Below are 21,260 nucleotides of genomic sequence, written 5' to 3'. Positions count from 1 at the left end.
AGGGAGCCTTCGGCAGAAGGGGCAGGGACAGATCTTAGAGACAGGGGTGTCGCTAAGATGGCGTCAAGCTAGCACGGGGTTCCTGGGTGCTCCGGGCGCGGGGATAGATTGGAGGGAAACGGCGCAGCGCCCGAGGCGGAGCGGAGAGAATGCCCAGAATCGAAGCCGACAGTGTCCGCGAGCACCGAGCCCAGCGACTCGCTCAACTGATCGACGCGGCCGAGGCGGTCCTGAACGAGGGCGGCGTGGAGAGCCTCACCGCCGGCGCTGTCGCAGCACGGGCCGGCATCGCCCGTAACAGCATCTACCGCTACTTCGACTCCATCGAGGATCTGCTCGAACTCGTCGTCACCCGTGAGTTCCCCGCGTGGATCGAGGCCGTGGACCGTGCCATCGAGAGGGAAACCTCCCCCCAGGGGAAAGCGGCCGCCTATGTCAGGGCCAACCTCGAACAAGCCGCGCGCGGCACTCACGGCTGGCGGGCCTCGCTCTCCCGCGGCTCGCTCTCCCCGTCGGCGCGGGAACGCGTCAGAGATCTGCACACCTCGTTGCACGAGGCCCTCGGCCGGATCGTCCGCGAACTGGGAGACCCCCAGCCGGAGCTGACCGTCGCCGTGCTGCAGGCCGTCGTCGACGCCTGTATCCGCAGAATCGACCAAGGCGACGAACTGGCGACCGTGTCCGACTTCGCGACAGGAGCCGTACAGCGGCTGCTGTCACACGACCGTCCTTGATCCCGGTCGAGCGCGCATCGACCCCGGTCGAGTGCGCGTCGAGGGCGATCACCCGGACGGATATTCATTGGCACGTCCGACACCGTGTGATTACCCTTGGCGTCATGGCACGAGGTATCTGGTCGCAGAAGGTCCGCTCCGCCCGCTGACGGCGGCGCCTTCTCCCTGTTGATTCAGCGCTCGCCGTCCCGCTTCCCGCCGGGCGGCCACTGACCGCTGCCCGGCTCCCTGCGAGCTGCGGAGCACCCGTTGAACCCCACCACCTCCACCCACCCGGCCACGCCCCTGCCCACCGAAGCGGGCGGCAGCGCACACCTCCGTGCCGAGGACGTCACCGTCACCCGAGGGTCCCGGCGCGTCCTGGACGGCGTCTCCCTCACCGTGTCCCCCCGGTCGCGGATCGCCGTCGTCGGAGAGAACGGCCGCGGCAAGACGACCCTCCTGCACGTACTCGCCGGCCTGCTCACGCCCGACGAGGGCGTCGTCCACCGCGTCGGCACGATCGGCCTGGCCCGCCAGGAGCTGTCCGTGCGCGACGGCGAGACCGTCGGCGCCCTCACCTCCGAGGCGCTGGCCGCGTCGCTCACCGCCCTGGCCGCGCTGGACGAGGCGACGCTCGGCCTGGCCGAGGGCGACCCCGCCGCCGACGACCGCTACGCCGCCGCGCTCGACGCCGCCACCCGGCTCGACGCCTGGGACGCCGAACGCCGCGTCGACGTGGCCCTCGCGTCGCTCGGCGCCTGCACCGACCGCGACCGGCCGCTGTCGACGCTGTCGGTCGGACAGCGCTACCGCGTCCGGCTCGCGTGCCTGCTCGGCGCGCACCACGACGTCCTGCTGCTCGACGAGCCGACCAACCACCTCGACGCGGGCGGCCTGGCCTTCCTGACCCGCAGACTGCGCGAACACGCGGGCGGCCTCGCGGTCGTCAGCCACGACCGGGCGCTGCTGCGCGACGTCGCGGACCGGTTCCTCGATCTCGACCCGACCCGCGACGCCAAGCCACGCCTGTACGCCGGTGGTTACGACGCCTGGCAGGACGCCCGGCGCCGTGAACGGGAACGCTGGGAACAGGACCACGAGGAGCAGCAGGCCGAATACCGGCGCCTGCAGGACGCGGTGTCCAGGGCCCGCGACCGCCTCTCCACCGGCTGGCGCCCCGAGAAGGGCACCGGCAAGCACCAGCGCCAGTCCCGCGCACCCGGTGTCGTCCAGGCCCTGCACCGACAGCGCGAAGCCCTGGAGGCGCACCGCATCGACGTACCGCAGCCGCCGCCCGTGCTGCGGTGGCCCGACCCGGGTGTCCGGCCGGGCGCCCCGCAGCTGCGGGGCCACGGCGTCGCCGTCGAGGGACGCCTCGCGGGACCGGTCGACCTCACCCTCGACGGCGGCGACCGGCTGCTGGTCACCGGCCCGAACGGCGCCGGGAAGTCCACGCTCCTCGCGGTTCTCGCGGGAGCCCTCGAGCCCACGCGCGGGCACGTCCGGCGGGCGAACGGCACACGGGTCGTCCGGCTCACGCAGGAGACCGCCGAGCAGGACCCGTCGCTCACCGCCCGCGAGGCGCACGCCCGCCACGTGGGGCGGCTGGTGGCCCGCGGAGTGCTCCGGGACGCCGACGCCGTGCCGCTCGGCGCGTTCGGACTGCTGGACTCCGAGGCGCTGCGCACCCCCGTCGGGCGGATGTCGCAGGGGCAGCTGCGGCGCCTCGACCTGGCGCTCGCGCTGGCCGGACGGCCCGGGCTCGTCCTCCTCGACGAGCCGACCAACCACCTGTCGTCGACGCTGGTCGACGAGCTGACCGAGGCGATCCGCGCCACCAGCGCCGCGGTCGTCGTCGCGACGCACGACCGGCAACTGCTGCGGGACCTCGCGGACTGGCCGCGTCTGGACGTGGGCGACGCGACGGCGGCGGAACGGACGGACGGAGGTGCGCGGATGTCCTGAGGCTCCCCGGACGCGCCGCGTCGCTCAGGAGGGCCGGACGGAGGACAACTGCACCAGCAGCAGGAGCAGTCGGTACGCGTCTGTGAAGTCGGCGGTCGTGAAGGTGATCGTGCGCCCGCCCTCGGTACGCGAGACACCCGGCACGAGCGTCGCGAGGTCGACCATGTGTGGGCCCGCGAGGTCGACCTCGACGTCGAGCGGACCGGCGAGGACCAGCGGGGGAACCCGCCGGTAACGGGTGATGGCGTCGGCGGCCGCCCTGCGCAGGCGGTCCCGCGCCTCGGCCGGATGCAGGGCCAGGGCGGCTGTCTGCCCGAGCGCCTCCTTCACCGCGGCGGTGACCGCGTCGGGCACCAGCTCGGCCAGTTCGGCGCAGGCGGCGTCGTCGCCGCTCAGCAGCACGACGGGTACGCCCAGTTGCCCGGCCATCGCGGCGTTCAGGCCGATCTCGCCCAGGGAACGCCCTGCCACGCGTACGTCGAGGATGGCGTCGCTCATGGTGTGCGCGAGGACGCCGGGGCCCTGACCGGCGCGGGCGTGGTAGCCGACGAAGAGCGCCGCGTCGGTGTCCTCGTCGAGCCCGCCGAGCATGCCCAGCGGGCGGGGCTTGCCGCGCACCAGGCGGGCCCGCCGGTCGAGTTCCTCCGGCAGGAGGTTGCGGAAGGGCCCGTGCGCGTCGGCGACCCGGACGTCCGCCGTGGGCTCGGCGTCGAGGACACCGGCGATCACCGCGTTGGCCTCGGCGGTCATCAATGCCCGGCCGCGCTCGTAGTCGTAGCGGTCAGGGTTCGTCTCGGTGGAATGCGCGATTCCCGAGATGCCCTCCATGTCGACAGAGATCAACACCTTCATGCCGGGGGAGTCTACGTACCAGGGGGCCGGGGTGGCCTGCCGCCAGGAGCACGGTCCCGTTTCCCTCCCGCCCTGCTGAGCCCGGACGCTGCGAGCGTGAGGAAGGCCGCCTCGGTGCCCACGGCAGCCCGGGGCGCTGACGATTTCCGCGGGGGCGACACCGGGGCGCCCGCCGACGATAGGTTCGACGCCATGACCGAACTACCGTGCGTCGCCTGGCCGCCTGCCCCCATCAAGACGGAACGGCTCGTGCTCCGCGAGCCCGAGGCCCGGGACCGCGCGGCCTTCGTCGACCTGTTCGCCTCGCCGGAGGTGGGCACCTACTTGGGCGGCCATCGACCGCGCGCCGAGTGCGAGCGCACGTTGCCCGAGATACCCGGCAGGCGCCCCGGCCATTTCGTGGTCGAGCTCGACGGAGAGATGATCGGCACCATCGAACTCAACCGGCGCGACGCCGAGCGTCGGAGCCACGCCCGCCCGGACGCCGGGGAGGTCGAACTCGGCTACCTGCTCCTGCCGGAGGCATGGGGACACGGGTACGCGGCGGAAGCGTGCGCGGCGGTGCTCGACTGGTACGCCGACGCGCGCCCCGGCGAGCCGGTGGTGCTGTGCACCCAGACCGCCAACGCCCGCTCGATGCGCCTCGCGGCGAAGCTGGGATTCACCGAGGCGCACCGGTTCGAGGCATGGGGCGCCGCACAGTGGATGGGCGTGCGGTCCGCCGGGTGAGCGCGCATTCGCCGAACCGCGTTGCGCTCACGGCGACGTCGGGCGGGATTTCACTTCCCCGGGTGCTCGTGCCGGTCCTGGCGGCCTACGGCAACGATCAACACCTTCGAGCGGCCCGCCACTTCCTGGTTGTCGGCACAGACCCGTACGCCCTCGTGGCGGGCGGACAACTCCGCTGCCGTGCCCCGACCGGTCGGCGCCACGGTCAAAGAGGCCCCCGGCCGCTGATAGCGTGCCCCTTTCCGGTGGATGGATCATGGGGAGGGCGACAGCCGTGCAGGAAGCCGTGGGGGACGTGGCACGCCACGAGGTGGACCGGCGGCACATCGACCGCGCCCTGGAGGACATCGCGGGGCGGGCGTTCAGCCGCTGGCACTCCCTGCGCTACGACGCCCTGTCCCTGGCGAAGATCCGGGCGATGCAGGACGAGCTCCTCGACCACGTCGCCGCGCGGACCGCGCGCGGCGCCGCCCTCGACGTCTCCGGACGCTCGGTCCTGCGGACCGCGGCGGAGTGCGCGCTCGGCGCGCTGAGCGTCGGGTGCTTCCCGGACGGGGACCAGGAGATCCCCTTCCCGGTCATAGGCGAAGTGCTGAGCAGCGAGAGCGTCTCGTTCGGGGACCACGTGGTGGAACAGGCCCCCACCGCCAGGACGTGGGTCGACACCTTCGCGATCTGCGTGGTCAGCGGCGCGGTCTGGGAGTGGCAGCGCGTCATGGGGCTGCTGCTGCGGGGGGATTACGCGTCCGAGATCCGCGACGGCGTCCCGTACTCGAAGCGGGAGTCGGTGTCACGGCCCGCCGATCTCGCGGAGATGGACGCCCTGTGCGGCTACCTGACCGAGGCGCGCGGTCATCTGCCCCGTCACTGGCCCAAGGTGCCGCTGTGCAGGCCGGACGCCGAACAGCGTGCCGCGGCCGCCGGGGCGCTGGACGCCGCGGGCCCGCTGACGCCGGATCAGCGTCTGCTGCGCGTACTTCTCGACGACGATCGGCAGGCCTTCGAAGAGGCCCTCGTGGCCCGGCTCGTCGCCCACCGGGAGAGCGCGGGCGCCGACGCGGCACCCCGAAGTCTGCTGCCGATCGGCACGCTCGCCCTGGCCGCCCTCGCGGTCCAGGTCCACGGCTGGGAACTGGGCGTCAGGTCCGGCTATCTGCCGCCCGACCTGCTGGGCACCCCCGACGCGCTGGAGCGCGCGGCCGACGGGCGCGAGAACTGAGGTCCTAGCGCGCGTCGCGCTCCGCCGCGGCGTGCCAGCACCGGGGCGGCGAGGGGCCGTTGACGGTCGCGGTGGGCTGGTCGGGGTGGAGACCGAGCCTGCGCAGCGCCTCGGCGTCCACGCGGACGTCGAACCAGCCGTGCCAGTGACCGTCGGCGCCGATGCCGCACGCCAGACTCCAGCGGACCTCGTCCCGGCCGAACGGCATCCAGTCGATGCCGCGGTCACGCAGCCACGCGCGGGCGGCCGCCATCGGTGGTGGGCGTCCCGGCAGGTTCTCGTAGGCGGCGATGGAGACCCACTCGGCGCTCGGTGAGTGCATGACAGCCATGATGCCCGCGCCGTGGTCCGCCCGTCGGCGCGGAGTCGACGGGCCGATGACCTTTCACGGTCGGGGCGGCAAAGGGAGCCTGCCACCGTCGGGGCGGCGCCGGGGACGGATCACCGTCGGGGCGGCAGAGGGAACTTGGCGACGTACGCGTCGAAGGGCTCGATGCCGACCTCCGCCCGCAGCTCGTCCATCCGCTGCGGCTCCGCGCACGGCCACGGCAGCGGCACTCCGTCCCGTACGCCCGCGATCTGCGTGCCGTAGACCTGCTTGCGGCCTTCGTTGACCAGTGTGCGGTCCCGCAGGAACGCCAACTCCCGCGCGCTTGAAGCCCCTTGGGCGACGGCCTGCTCCATCAACCGCAGCGCGCGCCGCTGCACGTCGAGCTGACGGTCCGCGTGCTGGGCGATCAGCCAGGCCGCGCTCGCGGCTTCCTCGCCGACCAGCTCCGCCGTCGGCCAGCCGTGGACCGTCATGATCTCGTCGAGCCGGTCGCCGTGCCGCGCGGTGAGCCGGCGCCAGGCCAACTGCTCGGCGGGCTCCTCGCTGTTCGCGTGGACCGCGGCCCGGTGATCGGCCGCGGCCATGTCCTTGAGCTCATCGGCGAGCCCTGCGATGTCGTTCTTCACTGTGAACTCCTCCGCGAAATGTGCCGGTTACGCCTCTCCTGCTGCGTCTGTAACCCTAGGCGCGCGCACGGCTCACAAGATCATTCCTGAGAACGGTGACAGGAGCCTCCGTGGACCTGGAGAATGGATCTACGCCCCGCGGCCTTCACCTGTGAGGGCGGCGCTCGGTCGTCCGAGGGGCGGCTGTTCCGGGCTGCTGGCGGCCCGGCGCGGGAATCATGCCGAGTAACCAGTTCAGTTCGTTGACGGAGATGCCGACCTCGGCCGCGACGGCGGCGGGCCGGACGCCCGCCGCCCGCAGCGCGTGGGTGATGCGGGCGGCGGGGAGTGCGGGCGAGGGCAGGGGCGACCGGCCGCCCGGCGCGGCGGGCCGGGCCTCGTGGAGGGCCAGTTCGCGGCAGAGTCGCCGGTGGTGGGTGTCGTCGAGCAGGCCGAGGCCGAGCATGCGGGTGGCCACGGCCTCCGGCGGTACGCCCCAGGTCCGCGCCGCCGCGACGACGTCGGCGAGGCGAGGGCCGCGCGGGAGTGGGAGTGCCTGCTCCTGTGCCTGCGCGCACGCAGTGCTCGCGGGGGCGGCCTCGGCGCCGGGCATGTCGACATCCGGCATGAGGAAGGCCGCGGCGAAGGCGTCGGCGTCCCTGTCCGCGAGCGGGCCCGTGCACGGCCGGCCGTCCCGGTGCAGGAGCAGGTGGCCCAATTCGTGGGCGGCGTCGAGACGCGCGTGGGCCGGGGCCTTCGCGGTGTTCAGGAAGAGATACGGGAACCCGCGATGCCACACGGAGAACGTCCCCACGCGCGCATGCTCGGCCGCCAGCGCGAAGACCCGCACGCCACGGGACTCCAGCAGTCGCACCATGTCCGGCACCGGGCCGGTCCCGAGCCCCCAGGCGTCGCGCAGCTCCCCTGCCGCGACCAGCGGATCCACCCCGACCGCCGGGGGGAGGTCGACGGGCGGGAGCCGGAACCGTCGGCCGATCCAGTCGTACACCTCCGCGCCCAGCAGCGCGGAGACCCGGGCGGCCTCCCTGGCCCGCGCGTGCGTGCGGTCGAAGTCCCGCCACGAGACCGACTCCGCCGGTACCTCCGGCAGCGGCGGCCCGTGGAAGAACGACTCGGGGAAGTCGAGGACCTCGGCCAGCCGCGTCAGCGTGGCCGGGCGCGGTGCGGTGCGCCCGGTCTCGTAGTTCGACAGGCTCTGGACGGACACCTTCACCCGGGCGGAGAGGCCGGCCAGTGTCAGGGCCCGGCGTCTGCGGGCGAGCGTGATCCGGGCGGGGGTCACCATGGGGTCCAACTGCCTCTACTCGTACGAAGGTTGTGCGGGCCCGGGCCATGGGGTGCGGGCGCACGGACCGGGCGGTGGAGAGGCCTCAGGGGCGCGGCGGAGCCACGGACTCGCTGGGCGTGGCACATCGTGCCAGGTGTGCGCGATGTGCACCAGGGGGTGCGGGGATCTGCGGTGAATGTCGGGTGCGGGTGGTCTGGGGGGGGCGCGGGTGACGCGGGTGGTCCGGGCAGCGCGAGCGGTGCGTGCGGTGCGTGTGGTGCCCGAGGTGAGGGCTGGGCGGCGGGGGCGCATGCCCCATTCGGCACAGCCCGACCCCGTCGGCCCCGCCGCGAAAGGGACGAAGGGCACAGGATGGCAGCATGAACAGCCTTCCGGTCATCACCGCCGTCGACGGTTCCGAGGACAGCTTCAGGGCGATGGAGTGGGCGCTCGGCGCCGCCCGCTCGCGCGGCGCGGAACTGTCCGTCGTCCATGTGGGGCACGCGCCCGCGAAGGCCCTTCCGGTCCCCGGGGTCCCGCCCGTCATGCCCCGCTCGGACGGGGACCGGCCCCCGGCGCTCGCGCGGGCGCGCGAGCTGCTGGAAGGCCGTGCGGACCTGCCGCCCGTGACGTTCTCCTCGCCCGAGGGGCACGCGAAGTCCGTGCTGGTAGAGCTCAGCGCCCATGCCGGGCTGCTCGTGCTGGGCTCACGCGGCCGGGGCGGCTTCGCGAGCCTGCTGCTGGGGTCGGTCAGCCGTGCCTGCGCCGCGCGGGCGGCCTGTCCGGTCGTCGTCGTGCCGCACGCGGCACGCAGCGACGGGGCCGGGGTGCGCGGCGAGTGGCGGAGGGTGGTGCTCGGCTTCGAGCCCGAGGAAACCGGGGACGACACCGTCGAGTTCGCGTTCGCCGAGGCGGAACGGCGCGGCGCACGGCTCCAGGTGGTCACCGCGTACCCCGATCCGCTGGCCACCATGGCGCTCATGGGCGGGTACGCGGGCGGCATGGCGGACGTGGCGAGCTTCGCCGTGCAGAAGGACATGCGGGACGCGCAGGAACAGCGGCTGCTGGCCGAGCAGCGGGACCGCCTGCGCCCCGGTATCGAGCGTCACCCCGACGTGGCCGTCGACCACGTGGTCGCTCCGGCCGACGCGGCCGGCCGTCTCGTGGACGCCTCGGAGGAGGCGGACCTGCTCGTCGTCGGCCGCCACCGCCGCCGCTTGAACCCCGACACCCTGCTCGTCGGCTCGGCCGCCAACGCCGTCCTGCTGCACGCCCATTGCCCGGTCGCGGTGGTACCGACCGAGGCGGCGGATCAGGGCTGAGCCCGACGGCTCCCGGAGCGGCGAGGCGGACACGCAGGACAGGCCCTCACGCCTCCGGGAGCGCGCCGTCGCTCCGCTGACGTGCCATCTCGTGCGCGAGCCCCCGCCGTTCCTGCGCGGTGCGGCCGCCCCAGATGCCCTCGGGCACACCGGCCTCCATCGCCCAGCGCAGACAGATCTGCGCCACCGGGCAGGCGGCGCAGATGTCCTTGGCCGACCGTGCCTGGTCCTGGGCGGGATGCGACGTGCCCACGGGAAAGAAGAGATCCGGATCCGCCCTCGCGCACAGGGCACGCCTGCGCCAGTCGTGTGCCTCGCCGCGCACGACGGCCCGTTCGGAGCGGCTGGGACGAGGGCGGCTGGGACGAGGGTGGCGCTTCATGGGATCCCTCTCCGGTGGCGGAATGATCGGGTCCGGCTCCCTCAGCCTCGTGAGGATCGAAGTGGGCGTCCAGGAACGAAAGTCCCCTCCGGGCGGGGCTTGCGGCCCGTCCCGCCCGGAGCGGGAGCCTTCGCTGTCACAGGTCGTCCGGCGTGCGGCCCTTGACGACCGTGTCCCCCTCGGGCACCCGGAGGTCGACGAGGTACTTCAGGACGGTGTCCTGCTCGGCGCCGGCGTTGAAGATCTTCGCGGCGTGGCCCCAGCCGTCGACCTCGACCAGAGCCGCCTTGTCGCCCAGCTGATCCCGCACGGAACGCGCCCAGTCGATCGGAGTGGCGTTGTCGTGGCGGGTGCCCATCAGGAGCAGGGGCGTCTCTGCCGTGCTGGATGCGGTCCGCCCGCCACCGGTGCCCGCGGAGTCACCCGCACCCGCGCAGAGATTGGTGTACTTGACGGCGTTGGGGGAGTAGCCGAAGCGCGGGGCCTTGTCGCGCGCGGCCCGCACGTCGTCCTGGTGCGCGGCGAAGTCCGGAGTGCCGAGGGCGAAGTCGGAGCACACGGCGAGGTCCGCGAAGGGGACCACGCCGGACGCGCCGTCGGCCGGGACCTCGGCGGGCACGTCGTCGGTCTTCTCGCCGGAGTCGAGCGCCTTGAGGTTCTCGGCGAGCGGGCGCCAGGACGGGGTGAGGAGCATGCCGTCGACGGTCGCGTCGAGTTCGGCGCGTGTGATCGGGCCGTCGGTGACGTCGCTCTTCGGGAGCTTCCCGTCCTCGGCCTTGCGCGCCACCCGCTCGTACGTCTTCCAGGCGCCGTCGTCCTTCAACGCGCAGGCGTCGTCCTTCGCGCACCACCGCGCGAACTGGTCGTACGCGTCCTCAAGGGACGCGGCGGCGGTGGCGCCGAACTCCCGGCGGCCGACGGACTGGTCCATCACGCCGTCCAGGACGGCGGCACGGACGTTCCCGCCGTACGCCGCCGCGTACCGCTGGGCGTACACCGTCCCGTAGGAATGGCTGTACAGAGACAACTGCTTCTCGCCCAGCGCGACGCGGATCGCCTCGATGTCGTGGGTGACGCTGTCCGCGTCGACGTGCCGCAGCACCTCGCCGTTGCGCCGGGCACAGTCGTCCGCGAGATCCCTGGCGGTCGCGGTGCGACGCTCGAACTCCTCGCGGGTGGCGGAGGGCGCGCTGTCGAGGGCGGACGCCATCGCCTTCTTCTCGGAACACCGCACGGGCCTGCTCGCGCCGACACCGCGCGGGTCGAAGCTCACCACGTCGAACCGCTTCTCCGCGCCGCCCCACTCGGGCAGCTGCCGTACCTGCTCCACCCCGGACATGCCCGGCCCACCCGGCAGGAACATGAGGGAGCCGACGCGCCGCGCCCCCTCCGGCGCGGTGCGCCGCGCCACGGCGATGTCGATCTGCTCGCCGCCGGGCTCGGACCAGTCGAGCGGCACCTTCACCGTGCCGCACTCGACGCCCCGGGGGCCGCCTTCCGACTCCGGGCAGGGCTTCCACCGCACGGACCGTTGAGTAGGAGAGACCTGCTGCGGTACCGCCCCCGCGCGGTCCGACGCCGATGCGCCGGCCTTCTCGCCGCCGGGGCCCGGCGAACAGGCGACGATTCCGGTGACCCCGAGCGCGACGACGACGGACCCGAGGACGAAGTTCTTCCTGTGCATGGCCCCAGCGTCACAAGCCGCCACCGCGCATACCGTCAGCCGATGAGCGGAGAACGCGCCCCGGCATCAGCCGAATGGCTGGTACGCGGCTCGGCACCGGCCGGGGTCGAAGCAGGGCCCCGCCACGAGAAGCCGCTCGCCCCGGGAACACGTAGGACAGCTCGCCACGGAAACACATGGAACCGCTCGCCCCGGAAGCACATGGAACCGCTCCCCACGGAAACACGTGGAACCGCTCGCCACGGAAAGCGGCAGCCGCCGGGCAGGCGGCCGTGATGGGATGGCTCGGCATGGAGCCCATGAAGGAATCGGCGACGGACGAGCGCGCCCTGCTGGTCGCGATGGAGCGGAACCTCGCCGAACACGCCTGCCACCTCCACCGGCAGATGAAGGGCGCGACCGTCACGGCGACCGACGACCTCCTCGTCGCCGACAGCGGCCTCGACGACGACACCTTCAACATCGTCGCCACGGCGCGCTTCACGCCCGGCACCGCCCCGGCGCGGATCATGGAGACGGTCCGCACGCTGGCCGCCACCGGCCGCCCCTTCTCGTGGTGGGTGGGTCCCGCCTCCACTCCGACGGATCTGAGCGCACGTCTGTCGGCCACGGGCCTGCCGGAGTCCGAGCACGAGGCGGCCATGTGGGCCGATCTGACGGAGACCCCGCTCCGGCCGGTCCCGACGAGCGCATCCGATGCCGTCGCCCTGGACATTCGCCCGGTGACCACACCCGAGCAGCTCGCCGACTACGCCATGGTCCTGGCCGCCAACTGGGACCCGCCCGCCGACACCGTCCGCCGCTTCTTCGACCGGGCCGCACCGCAGGCACTGGCCGCCGACTGCCCGGCCCGCTACCTGGTCGGCTACGAGGCAGGCCGCCCGGTCTGCTCGGCCGAGGTCTTCATGTACGCGGGCGTCGCGGGGATCTACAACATCTGCACGTTGGCCGCCCACCGCCGCCGCGGCCACGGCGGCGCCGTCACACGCGCCGCGCTCGGCGCGGCCCGCGACCGGGGCTCGCGCATCGCGGTCCTCCAGGCGTCGGCGGACGGCGAGCCGGTCTACCGCCGCCTCGGGTTCCGCACCTGCGGCCGGTTCACCGAACACGCCATCGCGCCATGACACCGCACCGGGCCGTGCCGCCGCTCCCGGCGATGGCACCGGACCGACCCGTGGCGCCGGAGCAAGGAGACCCAGCATGACGATTCAGCGGATGGACCACGTCGGCGTCGTCGTCGACGACCTCGACGCGGCCGTCGCGTTCTTCCTCGAACTCGGCATGGAGCTGGAGGGCAGAGGTCCGGCCGAGGGCGCCTGGGTGGACCGTGTCGTCGGGCTCGACGGCGTACGGGTCGAGTTCGCCATGGTGCGGACCCCGGACGGCCACAGCAAACTCGAACTGACGAAGTTCCACACGCCGCCGGTCATCGACACCGACCCGAAGGTCGCACCGGCGAACACGCTGGGCCTGCGCCGCATCATGTTCGCCGTCGACGACATCGACGACACCGTGGCCCGGCTGCGTGCCCACGGTGCCGAACTCGTCGGGGAGATCGCCCGGTTCGAGGAGATCTTCCGGCTCTGTTATGTCCGGGGCCCCGCGGGCATCATCGTCGCGCTGGCGGAGCAGATCGGCTGCCGTCCGCCGAAGGGACCGCGTCCAGCCCCCGAGGAGCCGCGACCGTAGCCGGAGGAGCCGCGTCCAGGATCGACGGACGCGAGAAGTCGGTGCGCCAGACGTCGATCACCTCGCCGCCGCCGTCGGTGACCAGGTAGGCGGGCCACCGGTCGAACGCGGAGCACGGGTGGGAGAGCCCGAACTCCACGACGTCCGTCACGGCCAGGTGTCCGGCGTCGGCCAGCACGGCATGGTGGTCGTACAGCGCGCGCACGGTCGCCGTGCCGACGGGCTTGCGCCGCCCGTCCGCGGTGGCGGAGGACACGAGCACCGGAGCCTCCGCGTCGTACGGCAGGTCGCGCTTGCCCGCGCCGACGACGGCGGTGCCGTCCCCGGGTACGGACACGACGACCGCGCGCACCGTCAGCGCCGGGACGAGGCCGGGGATCGGGCTGACGCGGGCGTAGACGCCGTGATCGTGCGTGACGTAGCAGCCGGACCGGAGCAGGCGGACCGTGCCCGGCACGTCGGCCTCCGTGGGGAGGTGGGCCACGACACGGTCGGGGAAGGCCGACCCGCCCATCGAGAACACGGGGCGGTCGGTCTCGAAGAACTCGGCGACGTCGAGGTAGATGTCGCGCACGCGCCCGCAGTGCGCGTCCACCGCCGCGATCGTCCCGGCGTCCCGGGTGTTCGGCGCGACCCCTTCGTACCCGGCGACTCCCACCAGCCGCAGCCCCGGAGCCGCACGGACCAGCTCCGCGAGGCGGCGGGCCTGCCGGACGTCCCGCACACCGGTGCGACCCCCGGGCGTCCCGACGTCCAGCAGCACCTCCAGCACGGGACCGTGCGAACCGCCATCGAAGACGTGATGTGCCGCGACGACGCCCGCCGCGGAATCGATGAAACACCTCACCTGCCGATTCCCGGGGCCCTCGGCGAGCAACGTGCGCAGCCGTGCCAGTCCGTACGGGTCGACCACCTCGTTCGCGATGAGGACGCTCCCGTGCCCCCAGCCGAGCACGGTCGCGGCCTGGTCGACCGTGGCCACGGTGACGCCGACGGCCCCCGCGGCCAGCTGACGCGCGACGACGGGGGCGGACATCGTCGTCTTGACGTGCGGAGCGAGGGCCACGTCGTGGTCCTCGCACCAGCCGGCCATGGCGCGGATGTTGCGGTCGAGGGCGTCGGCGTCGAGGCGCAGGTGGGGGTAGGTGGCGGGGGCCACGGCTGGTGCTCCTTGGGTGTTTCGGGCTGGGATGCGGCGCTGTGCCGCGGCCTGCCGCCGCCATGCGGGCGGCGCCGCACCTCAGTGTGGTGCGCGAGTGCGAGCAGGGCATGGTGCGGATTGACCGATCAAGAGGTGGGATTCGGTGCGGATTCACGAACCGGCGTAGAGTGCCGAGCAGCTACGACGAGTGGACGGTGCCCATGACGACCAGCCCCGGAGCCAGACTCGACACCGTCGTGAGCCGGTTCGCCGGCACCCTGCTGGAGGTGCTCGCCGGTACGGTCGACCCGGCGGCCGCCATCACTGACGTCGTCATCGACGACCCGCGCGAGCAGGCGCCCGGCCGACCGGGCGCCCTGCTGCTGTGCACCACCGCCGGTGTCGACGACGTCCCCGCGCTGCTCGCCCGCGCGGCCGGCTGCGGGGCGCCCGCCCTCGTGGTCCGCGCGCCACTGGACGTGGGGCCGGAGCTGCGCACCCGCGTCGAACACAGCGGCGTGGTCGTGCTCGGCCTGACCGCCGGAGCGACGTGGGCGCAACTGGTCGTCCTGCTCCGCACGCTGCTCTCCTCCGGCCCCGGCGGGGAGGAGCTGTCCGCCGGTATCCCCACGGAGGACTCGTTCGCGCTGGCCAACGCGATCGGGGCGCTCCTGGACGCGCCGATCACCATCGAGGACCGCGACTCACAGATCCTGGCGTTCTCCGACCGCCAGAGCGACACCGACCGGACGCGGGTCGAGACGATCCTCGGCCGTGGCGTACCTGCGTACGCCCGCCGCGCACAGGAGCGCGCGGGCGTCTTCAAACGGCTCTACGCCAGCGAGAAACCCCTCTTCATCGACACACCGCAGATCGAAGGAGCGCCGGGCCTGCCCCGGGTGGCGATGGCCATCCGTGCGGGCGACCAGGTGCTCGGCTCGATCTGGGCGGCGGTCTCCGAGCCGCTGAGCGAGGAGAAGGAGCGCGTACTCGTCGACGCCGCGAAGGTCGTCGCGCTGCACCTGTTGCGGCGGCGCATCGGTGTCGACGTCGACCGGCAGGTGCGGGCCGACCTCGTCGCGACCGCCCTGGGCGGCACCCCGTCGGCCCAGGGCGCGGTCGAACGGCTGCGGCTCGCGGGCCGGACGGTGGCCGTGGCCGTGGTGGGGCTGTCCCTGCCGGGCGCTGACGAGGGCCCGGCGGACGGGACGGCAGGCGCCGGCGGCCCGTCACAGGCACTGGAGCGCACGGCCGACGCGTTCGCCTTCCACCTCTCCGTCGCGGCACCCGGCGCGGTGGCCGCGCTCGTCGGCGACGCGTGCTGCGCGCTCATTCCCGGGTCGGTGCGCAAGGCCCCGGAGGACGCCGCCGCCCTGGCACGGCGCGTGGCCGACGACTTCCTCGACCGGGCACGGTCGCGGCCCGAGGGCGTGTCCATCGGCATCGGCCGGGCGGTCGACGCGTCCGATCCGGCCGGCCTCGCCCGCTCGCGCCGCGACGCGGACCGGGCCCTGCGTGTCCTGCGGCACCGCGCCCCGGGCCGCGAAGAGGACGGCGGCGCCGCGCTGTTCGCCGATGTCCAGGTCGACGCGCTGCTCCTGGACACCGGCGACCGGCTGCGCGACGAGGGCGGACTGTTGGCCAGCCCCGTGGTCCGGCTGCGCCACCACGACCGGGACCACGGGACGGCGCTCACGGAGACCGTGGCGCACTGGCTCGACCAGCTGGGCAACACCCTGAACGCGGCGGCGGCCATGGGCGTCCACCCCAACACCTTCCGCTATCGCCTGCGCCGGGCGGTGGACGTCGCCGGGCTGGACCTGTCGGATTCCGACGAACGCTTCGCGGCGATGCTGGAGCTGAGGCTGGGGCGGCCGTAGTCCCCTGCGCCCGTCGTCACTCCTCGAACGCCTGGGCCACCGCGAGGCTGTCCTCGTAGACGTGGTGCCGCGTGACCAGGCCGTTCTCGACCGTGAGGTGCATGGCGAAGCGCGCGCGGTAGGCGCGTCCGGTGAGCCGGGCGGTCTGGCGGATCTCGCCGAGCACGACCGCGTCGTCCCCGTCGACGAGTACGCGCTCGATCTGCGTGGCCGCCTCCCCGGCCACGTGGTGCTCGGCGAGCTCGCGGTAGTGGGCGGCTGCGTCGGCGCGGGTGGAGCGGTGGCGGATCCACGGGGTGGAGGCGCGGCCGTGCTCGGCCTCCGGCCAGTCGAGCTTCCAGTCGGCGCCCTCCGCGTAGAGCTCGGCGATGCGGTCGGGGTCGCCCTCGCCGATGCGACGCAGCAGTTCCTCGATCACGGCACGGGTGCCGGCGACCGCGGATCCGGACGTGGGAGTCGATGCCATGGTGAAGGCGGGTGACGTCATGAGCTGGTTCCTCCCCTGCGAACTCGCGTCCCTTGACGCGGAGATCGCCATTCTTGACGGCCGCGGCGGCACATGGCGATGACGTCGCAGGTAATGGTGGTGCGACCGCGAAATATTCCTTGACACGAATATGCGTCGATGAGAATAATGGGATCCATGGACGCACTCCTCTCCGCACTGGCCGATCCGGCGCGCTGGCGGCTGGTGAGCCTGCTGGCCGAGCGGCCCCGCTCGGTCGGTGTCCTCGCCCAGCTCGCCGAGGCACGCCAGCCGCAGACGACCAAGCACCTGCAGACCCTCGAGCGCGCGGGGGTCGTCACCTCGCGGCGCACCGGCCAGCGCCGTGTCTACGCGCTCCGGTCCCAACCGCTGCGCGACCTCGCGGCGGCACTCGTCGCACTCGCCGACACCGTGGAACAGGCCGGGGGCCCGCGCGAGACGTACGACCGTTACGGGCAGAGCGTCGACGCGGAGCGGCTCGCCGCACGGGAGTCGGGCTGGGCCGACGGACGCGCCTTCACGTTCGTCCGCTCGCTGGCGGCGCGGCCCGATGCGGTCTGGCGCCACCTGACCGACACGTCGCTGCTCGCCCGCTGGTGGACGCCCGACGACCTGCGCGTCTCCGAGCTGGTCTTCGAGGCGCACCCGGGCGGGCGGATCGTCCACGAGTACCGCGACGCCGAGGACGTCGACGGCTCGGACCCGGTCGTCGGTCGCGCGGAGGGCGTCGTCGTGGACGTACGCCCCGGCGAACGCCTCGCCTACCGCAACTCCCCGCAACTCCCGGACGGCAGAGCGGCCTTCACCGCCCACGTGGCCCTGGTGCTCCGGCCCACCGACACCGGCACGGACCTCGACGTCGACTTCCGGATCGCCGACAGCGCGGTCGACTCCGCGGACTTCGTCGCGGGCATCGAGATCGGCTTCGGCCAGAGCCTCGACAAGCTGGCGGCGACGCTCGCGGCGGAGTCGTCGTAGCCGTCGTAGAGCAAGGACGGCCGAGACCGGCGCACCGACATCACCCACCCGCACATCACCGACACAGGGAGCACGAAATGACCGAGCAGACCGGCGGCCGCAGGGTCGTCACCAACATGTGCCTCTCCCTCGACGGCCACTACGCACGGCTCGGCGACCCGCTCGACATGGGCTGGGTGATGCCGTACGCGGTCACCGACGTCGCACGCGACCACCTGACCGGCCTGTGGGAGTCGGCGACGACGGCCCTCCTCGGCCGGGTCAACGCGGAGGGGTTCCTCGGCTTCTGGCCCACCGTCATCGGCATGGAGGGTGCCGATCCGCGCGACGAGGCCTTCGCGCGATGGCTCGTCGACACCGACAAGGTGGTGCTGTCCTCCACCCTCGACAAGGCGCCGTGGGAGCGGACGGCGATCGTCGACGGGCCGACCGCCGACGTGGTCGCCGATCTCCGGGCGACCGAGGGAGGCGACATCCTCGTGCTCTCCAGCGCGAGCGTCATCAAGGACCTGCTGGCGGCGGATCAGGTGGACCGTCTCGCGCTCGTGATCTTCCCGGTGTTCCTCGGCGGCGGCCCGCGTCTCTTCGAGGACGGCCTGCCCGAGGGGCAGTGGACACTGACGTCCCAGTCGGCCGGTGAACACGGCACGTTGTCCCTCGTCTACGACCGGGTCCGCTGAGCGGGGGACCCGGCGCGGAGCTAAGATCTCCCGAGGTTTACGGACGGGCAAGGGGCCCGTTCCGGGTTGGGGGTTGTTGTGACGGTCGTCGGTCGAGTGGTGCGGTTCGACAGCGCGCGGGGTTACGGGTTCATCGCTCCGGAGAGCGGTGGCGAGGACGTGTTCCTGCACGTGAACGACATGTTGTTCCCCGAGGAGCAGGTGCGTCCCGGTCTGTCCGTGGAGTTCGAGATCGAGGAGGGGGACCGCGGCCCCAAGGCGTCGTCCGTCCAGCTGCCTCTGGGGGGTGGTGGGAAGGGGCCGGCGGTGCTGCCGCTGGCGTCCGTGCCGCCGAGACCGTTGCCGGACGGCGACGTGATGTGCGACGTGCTGAGCGCGGAGGAGTACCTCCGGGAGGTGACCGAGGCGCTGCTGCAGTCGGTGCCGTCGCTCACCGGCGAGCAGATTCTGAACGTCCGGGCGACCCTCGCGCAGGGCGCGAAGCGGCACGGGTGGATCGAAGGCTGACCCGCTAGCCAGCGGGTGTCCCGACCGGCGGGTGTCCCGACCGGTGGCGGTCAGGGACCGCCACCGGCTGCCGCCGGTCAAAGACTGGCCAGCAGGTCGTCCAGAGGCGTGGGTACGCGATCGGGGGCGAGCGCCTCGACGAGGACGTGACCGTAACGGATCTTGCGCCCCTTCTTCGTCCCCAGGAAACGCCGCAGCTGCTGATGCGAGCTGCGGCCCTGCTGGGCGGGCTGACGGCGGAAGGTCTGCAGGGCGCGCAAGTCGCCCTCCTCCTCGACGAGTTCCGCCACCCGTGTCACGCCGAGCGCGCGGATCAGCTCGTCCTCCAGGTCCGCCGCGCAGACGTAGATGCCGTGCCGCGGTGCGTCGGCGCGCTCCAGGCCGCGTTCGTAGAAGCCGAGTTCGGCCTCGTCGCACAGGCCCGTCAGACGGAGCCCCAGGCCGGGCGGCCCGAGCAACTGGGCGAACCGCGCGATGCTCATCGCGCCGCCCATCGGCAGGACGCACACGTCCTCGGCCGCCAGATCCCGGTCGCGGCGCGCGGCAAGCGCGTTGACCGCGGCGGCGTCGCTCGGACCTTCGAGCAGGACGACCGCCCGGACGGACAGCCGCGTGGCCAGTTCGCGCGCGGGGTCGCCGGGGCCACCGGCCGCCCACGCCGTGACCGCGTCCCGGAACGCCCCCATGTCAGCCATGAGGCGAGTCTGCGCCCTCTCCGGCCGGAGCGGTAGCGATTTTTCGATCAAGGAGAGAACCGAGGAAGCGACCGAGGAGAGAGCCAGGATCAAGGGCAGAGCGACGCGGGAACACGGGAAGAACGCGATCAACGGCCTCGGCGGTGGACTCTCCCACCGTGGGAGAGTCCACCATGAAGGCGTGCGCGACGAACTTCTCCCCATCGGCCGCTTCGCCCGCCTGTGCCGGCTCAGCGTCAAGCAGCTGCGGCACTACGACGAGGTGGGGCTCCTGGCCCCGGCCCACGTGGACGCCGCCTCCGGCTACCGGTACTACGCGGCCGACCAGGCCCGCGACGCCCTGACCATCGCCCTCCTGCGCGACATGGACCTGCCCCTGGCGGTGATCGCCCGCATGCTGGCGGCCGCGCCCGGGACCAGGGCACGGATCCTGCGCGCCGAGCGGGACCGGCTGGCCGAGCGGATCAGCAGGGACCAGGCACGGCTGGGAATGCTGGAGCGGCTCGCGGACAGCGGCCTGCCCGGCTACGAGGTGACGGCGGGCCGTGAACCGGAGCGACGACTGGCCGTGGTCCGCGCCGACTGCGCCCCCGCGCGGATCGGGGAGACGGTCGGGGCGTGCGTCGGCCGGCTGTCGGCCTCGCTCGGCGCGGCGGGCATCGCGTGGGAGCCGCCGCTGTGGGGGCTGTACCCGCTGGATCTGGACGACCGGATGGAGATCGCCGTGGGCGCGGCGGTGCCCGGGTCCGCAGGCGCGCCCGGCGTGGAGACCGAGACGCTGCCCGGCGGCGCCGTCGTCGAGACCGTGCACGCCGGCCCCTACGACCAGCTGCCCCTGGCCTACAACGCGCTCTTCGCCGCCCTCCACGAGTGCGGGCTCCGCCCGAAAGCACCCGTGCGCGAGGTCTATCTCGTCGGACCGACGGAGGCACCGCAGCAAGGCCTCGTGACCCGGCTGATCATCCCCGTCGAGGAGCGTGCGGCATGACCACAGTGAAGAACATCGATGCCCGTGGCGCGCTGCACTGCGAGACGACGGCCGTGGGCGTGCTGCTGCGCCACGAAGGACTCGACCTGTCCGAGCCCATGCTCTTCGGCCTCGGATCCGCCCTGTCCTTCGTCTACTGGGACAGCAAGAACATGGACTTCCCCTTCCTCGGGGGCCGCGTCAAGCCCTTCGAGCTGACGCGGAATCTCGCCGCCAACCTCGGTCTCGAGCTCCTCGTCCAGGAGACGGCCTCTGCCCGCAGGGCGTGGGAGAACGTGGTGGCGCCCATCGGCGCGGGGCGCCCTGTGGGGCTCCAGCTCGACAGCTACCACCTGGAGTACTTCGGGTCGAAGGTGCACTTCGGCGGTCATGTCGTCGCCATGTACGGCTACGACGACCACGACGCCCAGCTGGTGGACACCGACCAGCAGGGCGGCGCGGTGACGACGAGTCTGGCCGCCCTCACCCGTGCGCGAGCCGAACGGGGCCCGATGGCCGCCAAGAACCGTTCCTTCACCCTCACCGTGCCGAAGAACGCGCCCTGCCCACGGGACCGGATCGTGCCCGCCGTCACCGCCTGCGCCGACGCCTTCCTCCACCCGCCCATCGCCAACCTGGGCCATCGTGGGATCGAGAAGGCCGGCAAACTGGCGCCCACCTGGCTCCAGCGTGCCGGCGCCCCGTCACGGGACCTGCCCCGGGCGGCCCTCCTCATGGAGAAGGCGGGCACCGGCGGGGCCCTGTTCCGCAATCTCTACCGCGATTTCCTCGCGGAATGCGTCGAGTCGATCGACAGCGACCACCTGCGCACCGGACACGGGCTGTACGCCGAGGCCGCCGCTCTCTGGACGGAGACCTCGGCGCTGATCGCCAGGGCCGGTGAGTCGGGCGATGCGCAGTGGCTCACGCAGGCGGGCACGGTCCTGTCCGACCTGGCGCGCATCGAGCGCGAGGCCATGCGGACGCTGAGGCGCTTGGGCGACGAGTTCCCGGGCGCGATCACCCGTCGGCCCCGTGGATGACGTCAGCTCAGTGGATGACGTCGAAGATCTGCTTCTGGAGGCCGTTGGGGTAGGTCTGGTGTTCGGTGAGCTTGAGGTGCTGGGTGTCTTTGTCGGTGGT

The 21,260-nt window shown here is 73.0% G+C and carries 22 protein-coding genes; 13 read left to right on the top strand and 9 right to left on the bottom strand.

What is annotated here, in order from left to right:
* Positions 1-149 precede the first annotated feature (149 nt).
* Positions 150-734: a helix-turn-helix domain-containing protein gene (locus AB0L89_RS39575; protein WP_365152553.1), complete on the top strand. Its 585-nt coding sequence runs from the start codon at positions 150-152 to the stop codon at positions 732-734.
* A gap of 249 nt (positions 735-983) precedes the next feature.
* Complete coding sequence (locus AB0L89_RS39570; RefSeq protein WP_365152551.1) at positions 984-2,681, top strand: ABC-F family ATP-binding cassette domain-containing protein; 1,698 nt, start codon at positions 984-986, stop codon at positions 2,679-2,681.
* Between the two features lie 24 nt (positions 2,682-2,705).
* Here AB0L89_RS39570 and AB0L89_RS39565 read toward each other — a convergent pair whose 3' ends face one another.
* A complete protein-coding gene (locus AB0L89_RS39565; RefSeq protein ID WP_365152549.1) occupies positions 2,706-3,533 on the bottom strand; it encodes a M55 family metallopeptidase in 828 nt (275 codons plus the stop codon).
* A 192-nt stretch (positions 3,534-3,725) separates the two neighbouring features.
* On the opposite strand from AB0L89_RS39565, the gene AB0L89_RS39560 reads away from it, so the two are divergent.
* Positions 3,726-4,262: a GNAT family N-acetyltransferase gene (locus AB0L89_RS39560; protein WP_365152547.1), complete on the top strand. Its 537-nt coding sequence runs from the start codon at positions 3,726-3,728 to the stop codon at positions 4,260-4,262.
* A 286-nt stretch (positions 4,263-4,548) separates the two neighbouring features.
* A complete protein-coding gene (locus AB0L89_RS39555) occupies positions 4,549-5,481 on the top strand; it encodes an immunity 49 family protein (RefSeq protein ID WP_365152631.1) in 933 nt (310 codons plus the stop codon).
* Between the two features lie 4 nt (positions 5,482-5,485).
* Here the strand turns inward: AB0L89_RS39555 and AB0L89_RS39550 are convergent, their stop codons facing one another.
* The 3 genes from AB0L89_RS39550 to AB0L89_RS39540 all read right to left on the bottom strand — a co-directional run bounded on the left by AB0L89_RS39550 (position 5,486) and on the right by AB0L89_RS39540 (position 7,723).
* Positions 5,486-5,689, bottom strand: coding sequence for a hypothetical protein (locus AB0L89_RS39550; protein ID WP_365152629.1), 204 nt, complete (start codon positions 5,687-5,689; stop codon positions 5,486-5,488).
* A gap of 233 nt (positions 5,690-5,922) precedes the next feature.
* On the bottom strand, positions 5,923-6,438 hold the full coding sequence (locus AB0L89_RS39545; protein ID WP_365152545.1) for a DUF6624 domain-containing protein: 516 nt from the start codon (positions 6,436-6,438) through the stop codon (positions 5,923-5,925).
* Between the two features lie 145 nt (positions 6,439-6,583).
* Complete coding sequence (locus AB0L89_RS39540) at positions 6,584-7,723, bottom strand: XRE family transcriptional regulator (protein ID WP_365152543.1); 1,140 nt, start codon at positions 7,721-7,723, stop codon at positions 6,584-6,586.
* 362 nt (positions 7,724-8,085) lie between these two features.
* Between AB0L89_RS39540 and AB0L89_RS39535 the strand changes: the two genes are divergently transcribed.
* On the top strand, positions 8,086-9,027 hold the full coding sequence (locus tag AB0L89_RS39535; RefSeq protein ID WP_365152541.1) for a universal stress protein: 942 nt from the start codon (positions 8,086-8,088) through the stop codon (positions 9,025-9,027).
* A 46-nt stretch (positions 9,028-9,073) separates the two neighbouring features.
* Here AB0L89_RS39535 and AB0L89_RS39530 read toward each other — a convergent pair whose 3' ends face one another.
* Positions 9,074-9,352 (bottom strand): WhiB family transcriptional regulator, encoded by a 279-nt coding sequence (locus tag AB0L89_RS39530; protein ID WP_365152627.1) that lies wholly within the window; start codon positions 9,350-9,352, stop codon positions 9,074-9,076.
* A 193-nt stretch (positions 9,353-9,545) separates the two neighbouring features.
* Positions 9,546-11,093, bottom strand: a complete 1,548-nt coding sequence (locus AB0L89_RS39525) for an alpha/beta fold hydrolase (protein ID WP_365152539.1) — start codon at positions 11,091-11,093, stop codon at positions 9,546-9,548.
* A 341-nt stretch (positions 11,094-11,434) separates the two neighbouring features.
* Here AB0L89_RS39525 and AB0L89_RS39520 point away from each other — a divergent pair, with 341 nt between their 5' ends.
* Both AB0L89_RS39520 and AB0L89_RS39515 read left to right on the top strand, forming a co-directional pair.
* On the top strand, positions 11,435-12,217 hold the full coding sequence (locus AB0L89_RS39520) for a GNAT family N-acetyltransferase (protein ID WP_365152625.1): 783 nt from the start codon (positions 11,435-11,437) through the stop codon (positions 12,215-12,217).
* A 76-nt stretch (positions 12,218-12,293) separates the two neighbouring features.
* Positions 12,294-12,782 (top strand): VOC family protein, encoded by a 489-nt coding sequence (locus tag AB0L89_RS39515; protein ID WP_365152537.1) that lies wholly within the window; start codon positions 12,294-12,296, stop codon positions 12,780-12,782.
* Here the strand turns inward: AB0L89_RS39515 and AB0L89_RS39510 are convergent.
* Positions 12,703-13,941, bottom strand: coding sequence for an alanine racemase (locus tag AB0L89_RS39510; protein WP_365152535.1), 1,239 nt, complete (start codon positions 13,939-13,941; stop codon positions 12,703-12,705). The two genes, AB0L89_RS39515 and AB0L89_RS39510, sit on opposite strands and share 80 nt — an antisense overlap.
* A 203-nt stretch (positions 13,942-14,144) precedes the next feature.
* Between AB0L89_RS39510 and AB0L89_RS39505 the strand changes: the two genes are divergently transcribed.
* Positions 14,145-15,803: a helix-turn-helix domain-containing protein gene (locus AB0L89_RS39505; RefSeq protein WP_365152533.1), complete on the top strand. Its 1,659-nt coding sequence runs from the start codon at positions 14,145-14,147 to the stop codon at positions 15,801-15,803.
* 16 nt (positions 15,804-15,819) lie between these two features.
* Here AB0L89_RS39505 and AB0L89_RS39500 read toward each other — a convergent pair whose 3' ends face one another.
* On the bottom strand, positions 15,820-16,269 hold the full coding sequence (locus AB0L89_RS39500; protein WP_365152623.1) for a nuclear transport factor 2 family protein: 450 nt from the start codon (positions 16,267-16,269) through the stop codon (positions 15,820-15,822).
* 177 nt (positions 16,270-16,446) lie between these two features.
* Here AB0L89_RS39500 and AB0L89_RS39495 point away from each other — a divergent pair, with 177 nt between their 5' ends.
* The 3 genes from AB0L89_RS39495 to AB0L89_RS39485 all read left to right on the top strand — a co-directional run bounded on the left by AB0L89_RS39495 (position 16,447) and on the right by AB0L89_RS39485 (position 18,455).
* Positions 16,447-17,268, top strand: coding sequence for a metalloregulator ArsR/SmtB family transcription factor (locus AB0L89_RS39495; protein ID WP_365152531.1), 822 nt, complete (start codon positions 16,447-16,449; stop codon positions 17,266-17,268).
* Positions 17,269-17,345: 77 nt separating this feature from the next.
* Positions 17,346-17,948 carry a dihydrofolate reductase family protein gene (locus AB0L89_RS39490; RefSeq protein ID WP_365152529.1) on the top strand — a complete coding sequence of 201 codons (603 nt, stop codon included), beginning with the start codon at positions 17,346-17,348 and terminating at the stop codon, positions 17,946-17,948.
* 96 nt (positions 17,949-18,044) lie between these two features.
* Positions 18,045-18,455 (top strand): cold shock domain-containing protein, encoded by a 411-nt coding sequence (locus tag AB0L89_RS39485; RefSeq protein WP_365152621.1) that lies wholly within the window; start codon positions 18,045-18,047, stop codon positions 18,453-18,455.
* A gap of 77 nt (positions 18,456-18,532) precedes the next feature.
* On the opposite strand, the gene AB0L89_RS39480 is transcribed toward AB0L89_RS39485, so the two are convergent.
* Entirely contained in the window at positions 18,533-19,150 is a 618-nt protein-coding gene (locus AB0L89_RS39480) for a TOPRIM nucleotidyl transferase/hydrolase domain-containing protein (RefSeq protein ID WP_365152527.1), read from the bottom strand.
* A gap of 181 nt (positions 19,151-19,331) precedes the next feature.
* Between AB0L89_RS39480 and AB0L89_RS39475 the strand changes: the two genes are divergently transcribed.
* Positions 19,332-20,138: a MerR family transcriptional regulator gene (locus AB0L89_RS39475; protein ID WP_365152525.1), complete on the top strand. Its 807-nt coding sequence runs from the start codon at positions 19,332-19,334 to the stop codon at positions 20,136-20,138.
* Complete coding sequence (locus AB0L89_RS39470; protein WP_365152523.1) at positions 20,135-21,160, top strand: BtrH N-terminal domain-containing protein; 1,026 nt, start codon at positions 20,135-20,137, stop codon at positions 21,158-21,160. Before AB0L89_RS39475 ends, AB0L89_RS39470 begins: the two co-directional genes overlap by 4 nt.
* Positions 21,161-21,260 lie beyond the last annotated feature (100 nt).

It is taken from the genome of Streptomyces sp. NPDC052114 (assembly GCF_040680155.1).
GTDB lineage: Bacteria > Actinomycetota > Actinomycetes > Streptomycetales > Streptomycetaceae > Streptomyces.
The sequence above is the reverse complement of the archived record's forward strand: the minus strand, read 5'-3'. Positions and strand labels throughout refer to the sequence as shown.

Excerpts from the sequence above, each read along its gene's own strand:
- AB0L89_RS39575 (WP_365152553.1), top strand. The coding sequence starts at position 150 with ATGCCCAGAATCGAAGCCGACAGTGTCCGCGAGCACCGAGCCCAGCGA.
- AB0L89_RS39565 (WP_365152549.1), bottom strand. The coding sequence starts at position 3,533 with ATGAAGGTGTTGATCTCTGTCGACATGGAGGGCATCTCGGGAATCGCG.
- AB0L89_RS39560 (WP_365152547.1), top strand. The coding sequence starts at position 3,726 with ATGACCGAACTACCGTGCGTCGCCTGGCCGCCTGCCCCCATCAAGACG.
- AB0L89_RS39550 (WP_365152629.1), bottom strand. The coding sequence starts at position 5,689 with ATGCCGTTCGGCCGGGACGAGGTCCGCTGGAGTCTGGCGTGCGGCATC.
- AB0L89_RS39540 (WP_365152543.1), bottom strand. The coding sequence starts at position 7,723 with ATGGTGACCCCCGCCCGGATCACGCTCGCCCGCAGACGCCGGGCCCTG.
- AB0L89_RS39535 (WP_365152541.1), top strand. The coding sequence starts at position 8,086 with ATGAACAGCCTTCCGGTCATCACCGCCGTCGACGGTTCCGAGGACAGC.
- AB0L89_RS39525 (WP_365152539.1), bottom strand. The coding sequence starts at position 11,093 with ATGCACAGGAAGAACTTCGTCCTCGGGTCCGTCGTCGTCGCGCTCGGG.
- AB0L89_RS39520 (WP_365152625.1), top strand. The coding sequence starts at position 11,435 with ATGGAGCGGAACCTCGCCGAACACGCCTGCCACCTCCACCGGCAGATG.
- AB0L89_RS39515 (WP_365152537.1), top strand. The coding sequence starts at position 12,294 with ATGACGATTCAGCGGATGGACCACGTCGGCGTCGTCGTCGACGACCTC.
- AB0L89_RS39505 (WP_365152533.1), top strand. The coding sequence starts at position 14,145 with ATGACGACCAGCCCCGGAGCCAGACTCGACACCGTCGTGAGCCGGTTC.
- AB0L89_RS39500 (WP_365152623.1), bottom strand. The coding sequence starts at position 16,269 with ATGGCATCGACTCCCACGTCCGGATCCGCGGTCGCCGGCACCCGTGCC.
- AB0L89_RS39495 (WP_365152531.1), top strand. The coding sequence starts at position 16,447 with ATGGACGCACTCCTCTCCGCACTGGCCGATCCGGCGCGCTGGCGGCTG.
- AB0L89_RS39490 (WP_365152529.1), top strand. The coding sequence starts at position 17,346 with ATGACCGAGCAGACCGGCGGCCGCAGGGTCGTCACCAACATGTGCCTC.
- AB0L89_RS39480 (WP_365152527.1), bottom strand. The coding sequence starts at position 19,150 with ATGGCTGACATGGGGGCGTTCCGGGACGCGGTCACGGCGTGGGCGGCC.
- AB0L89_RS39470 (WP_365152523.1), top strand. The coding sequence starts at position 20,135 with ATGACCACAGTGAAGAACATCGATGCCCGTGGCGCGCTGCACTGCGAG.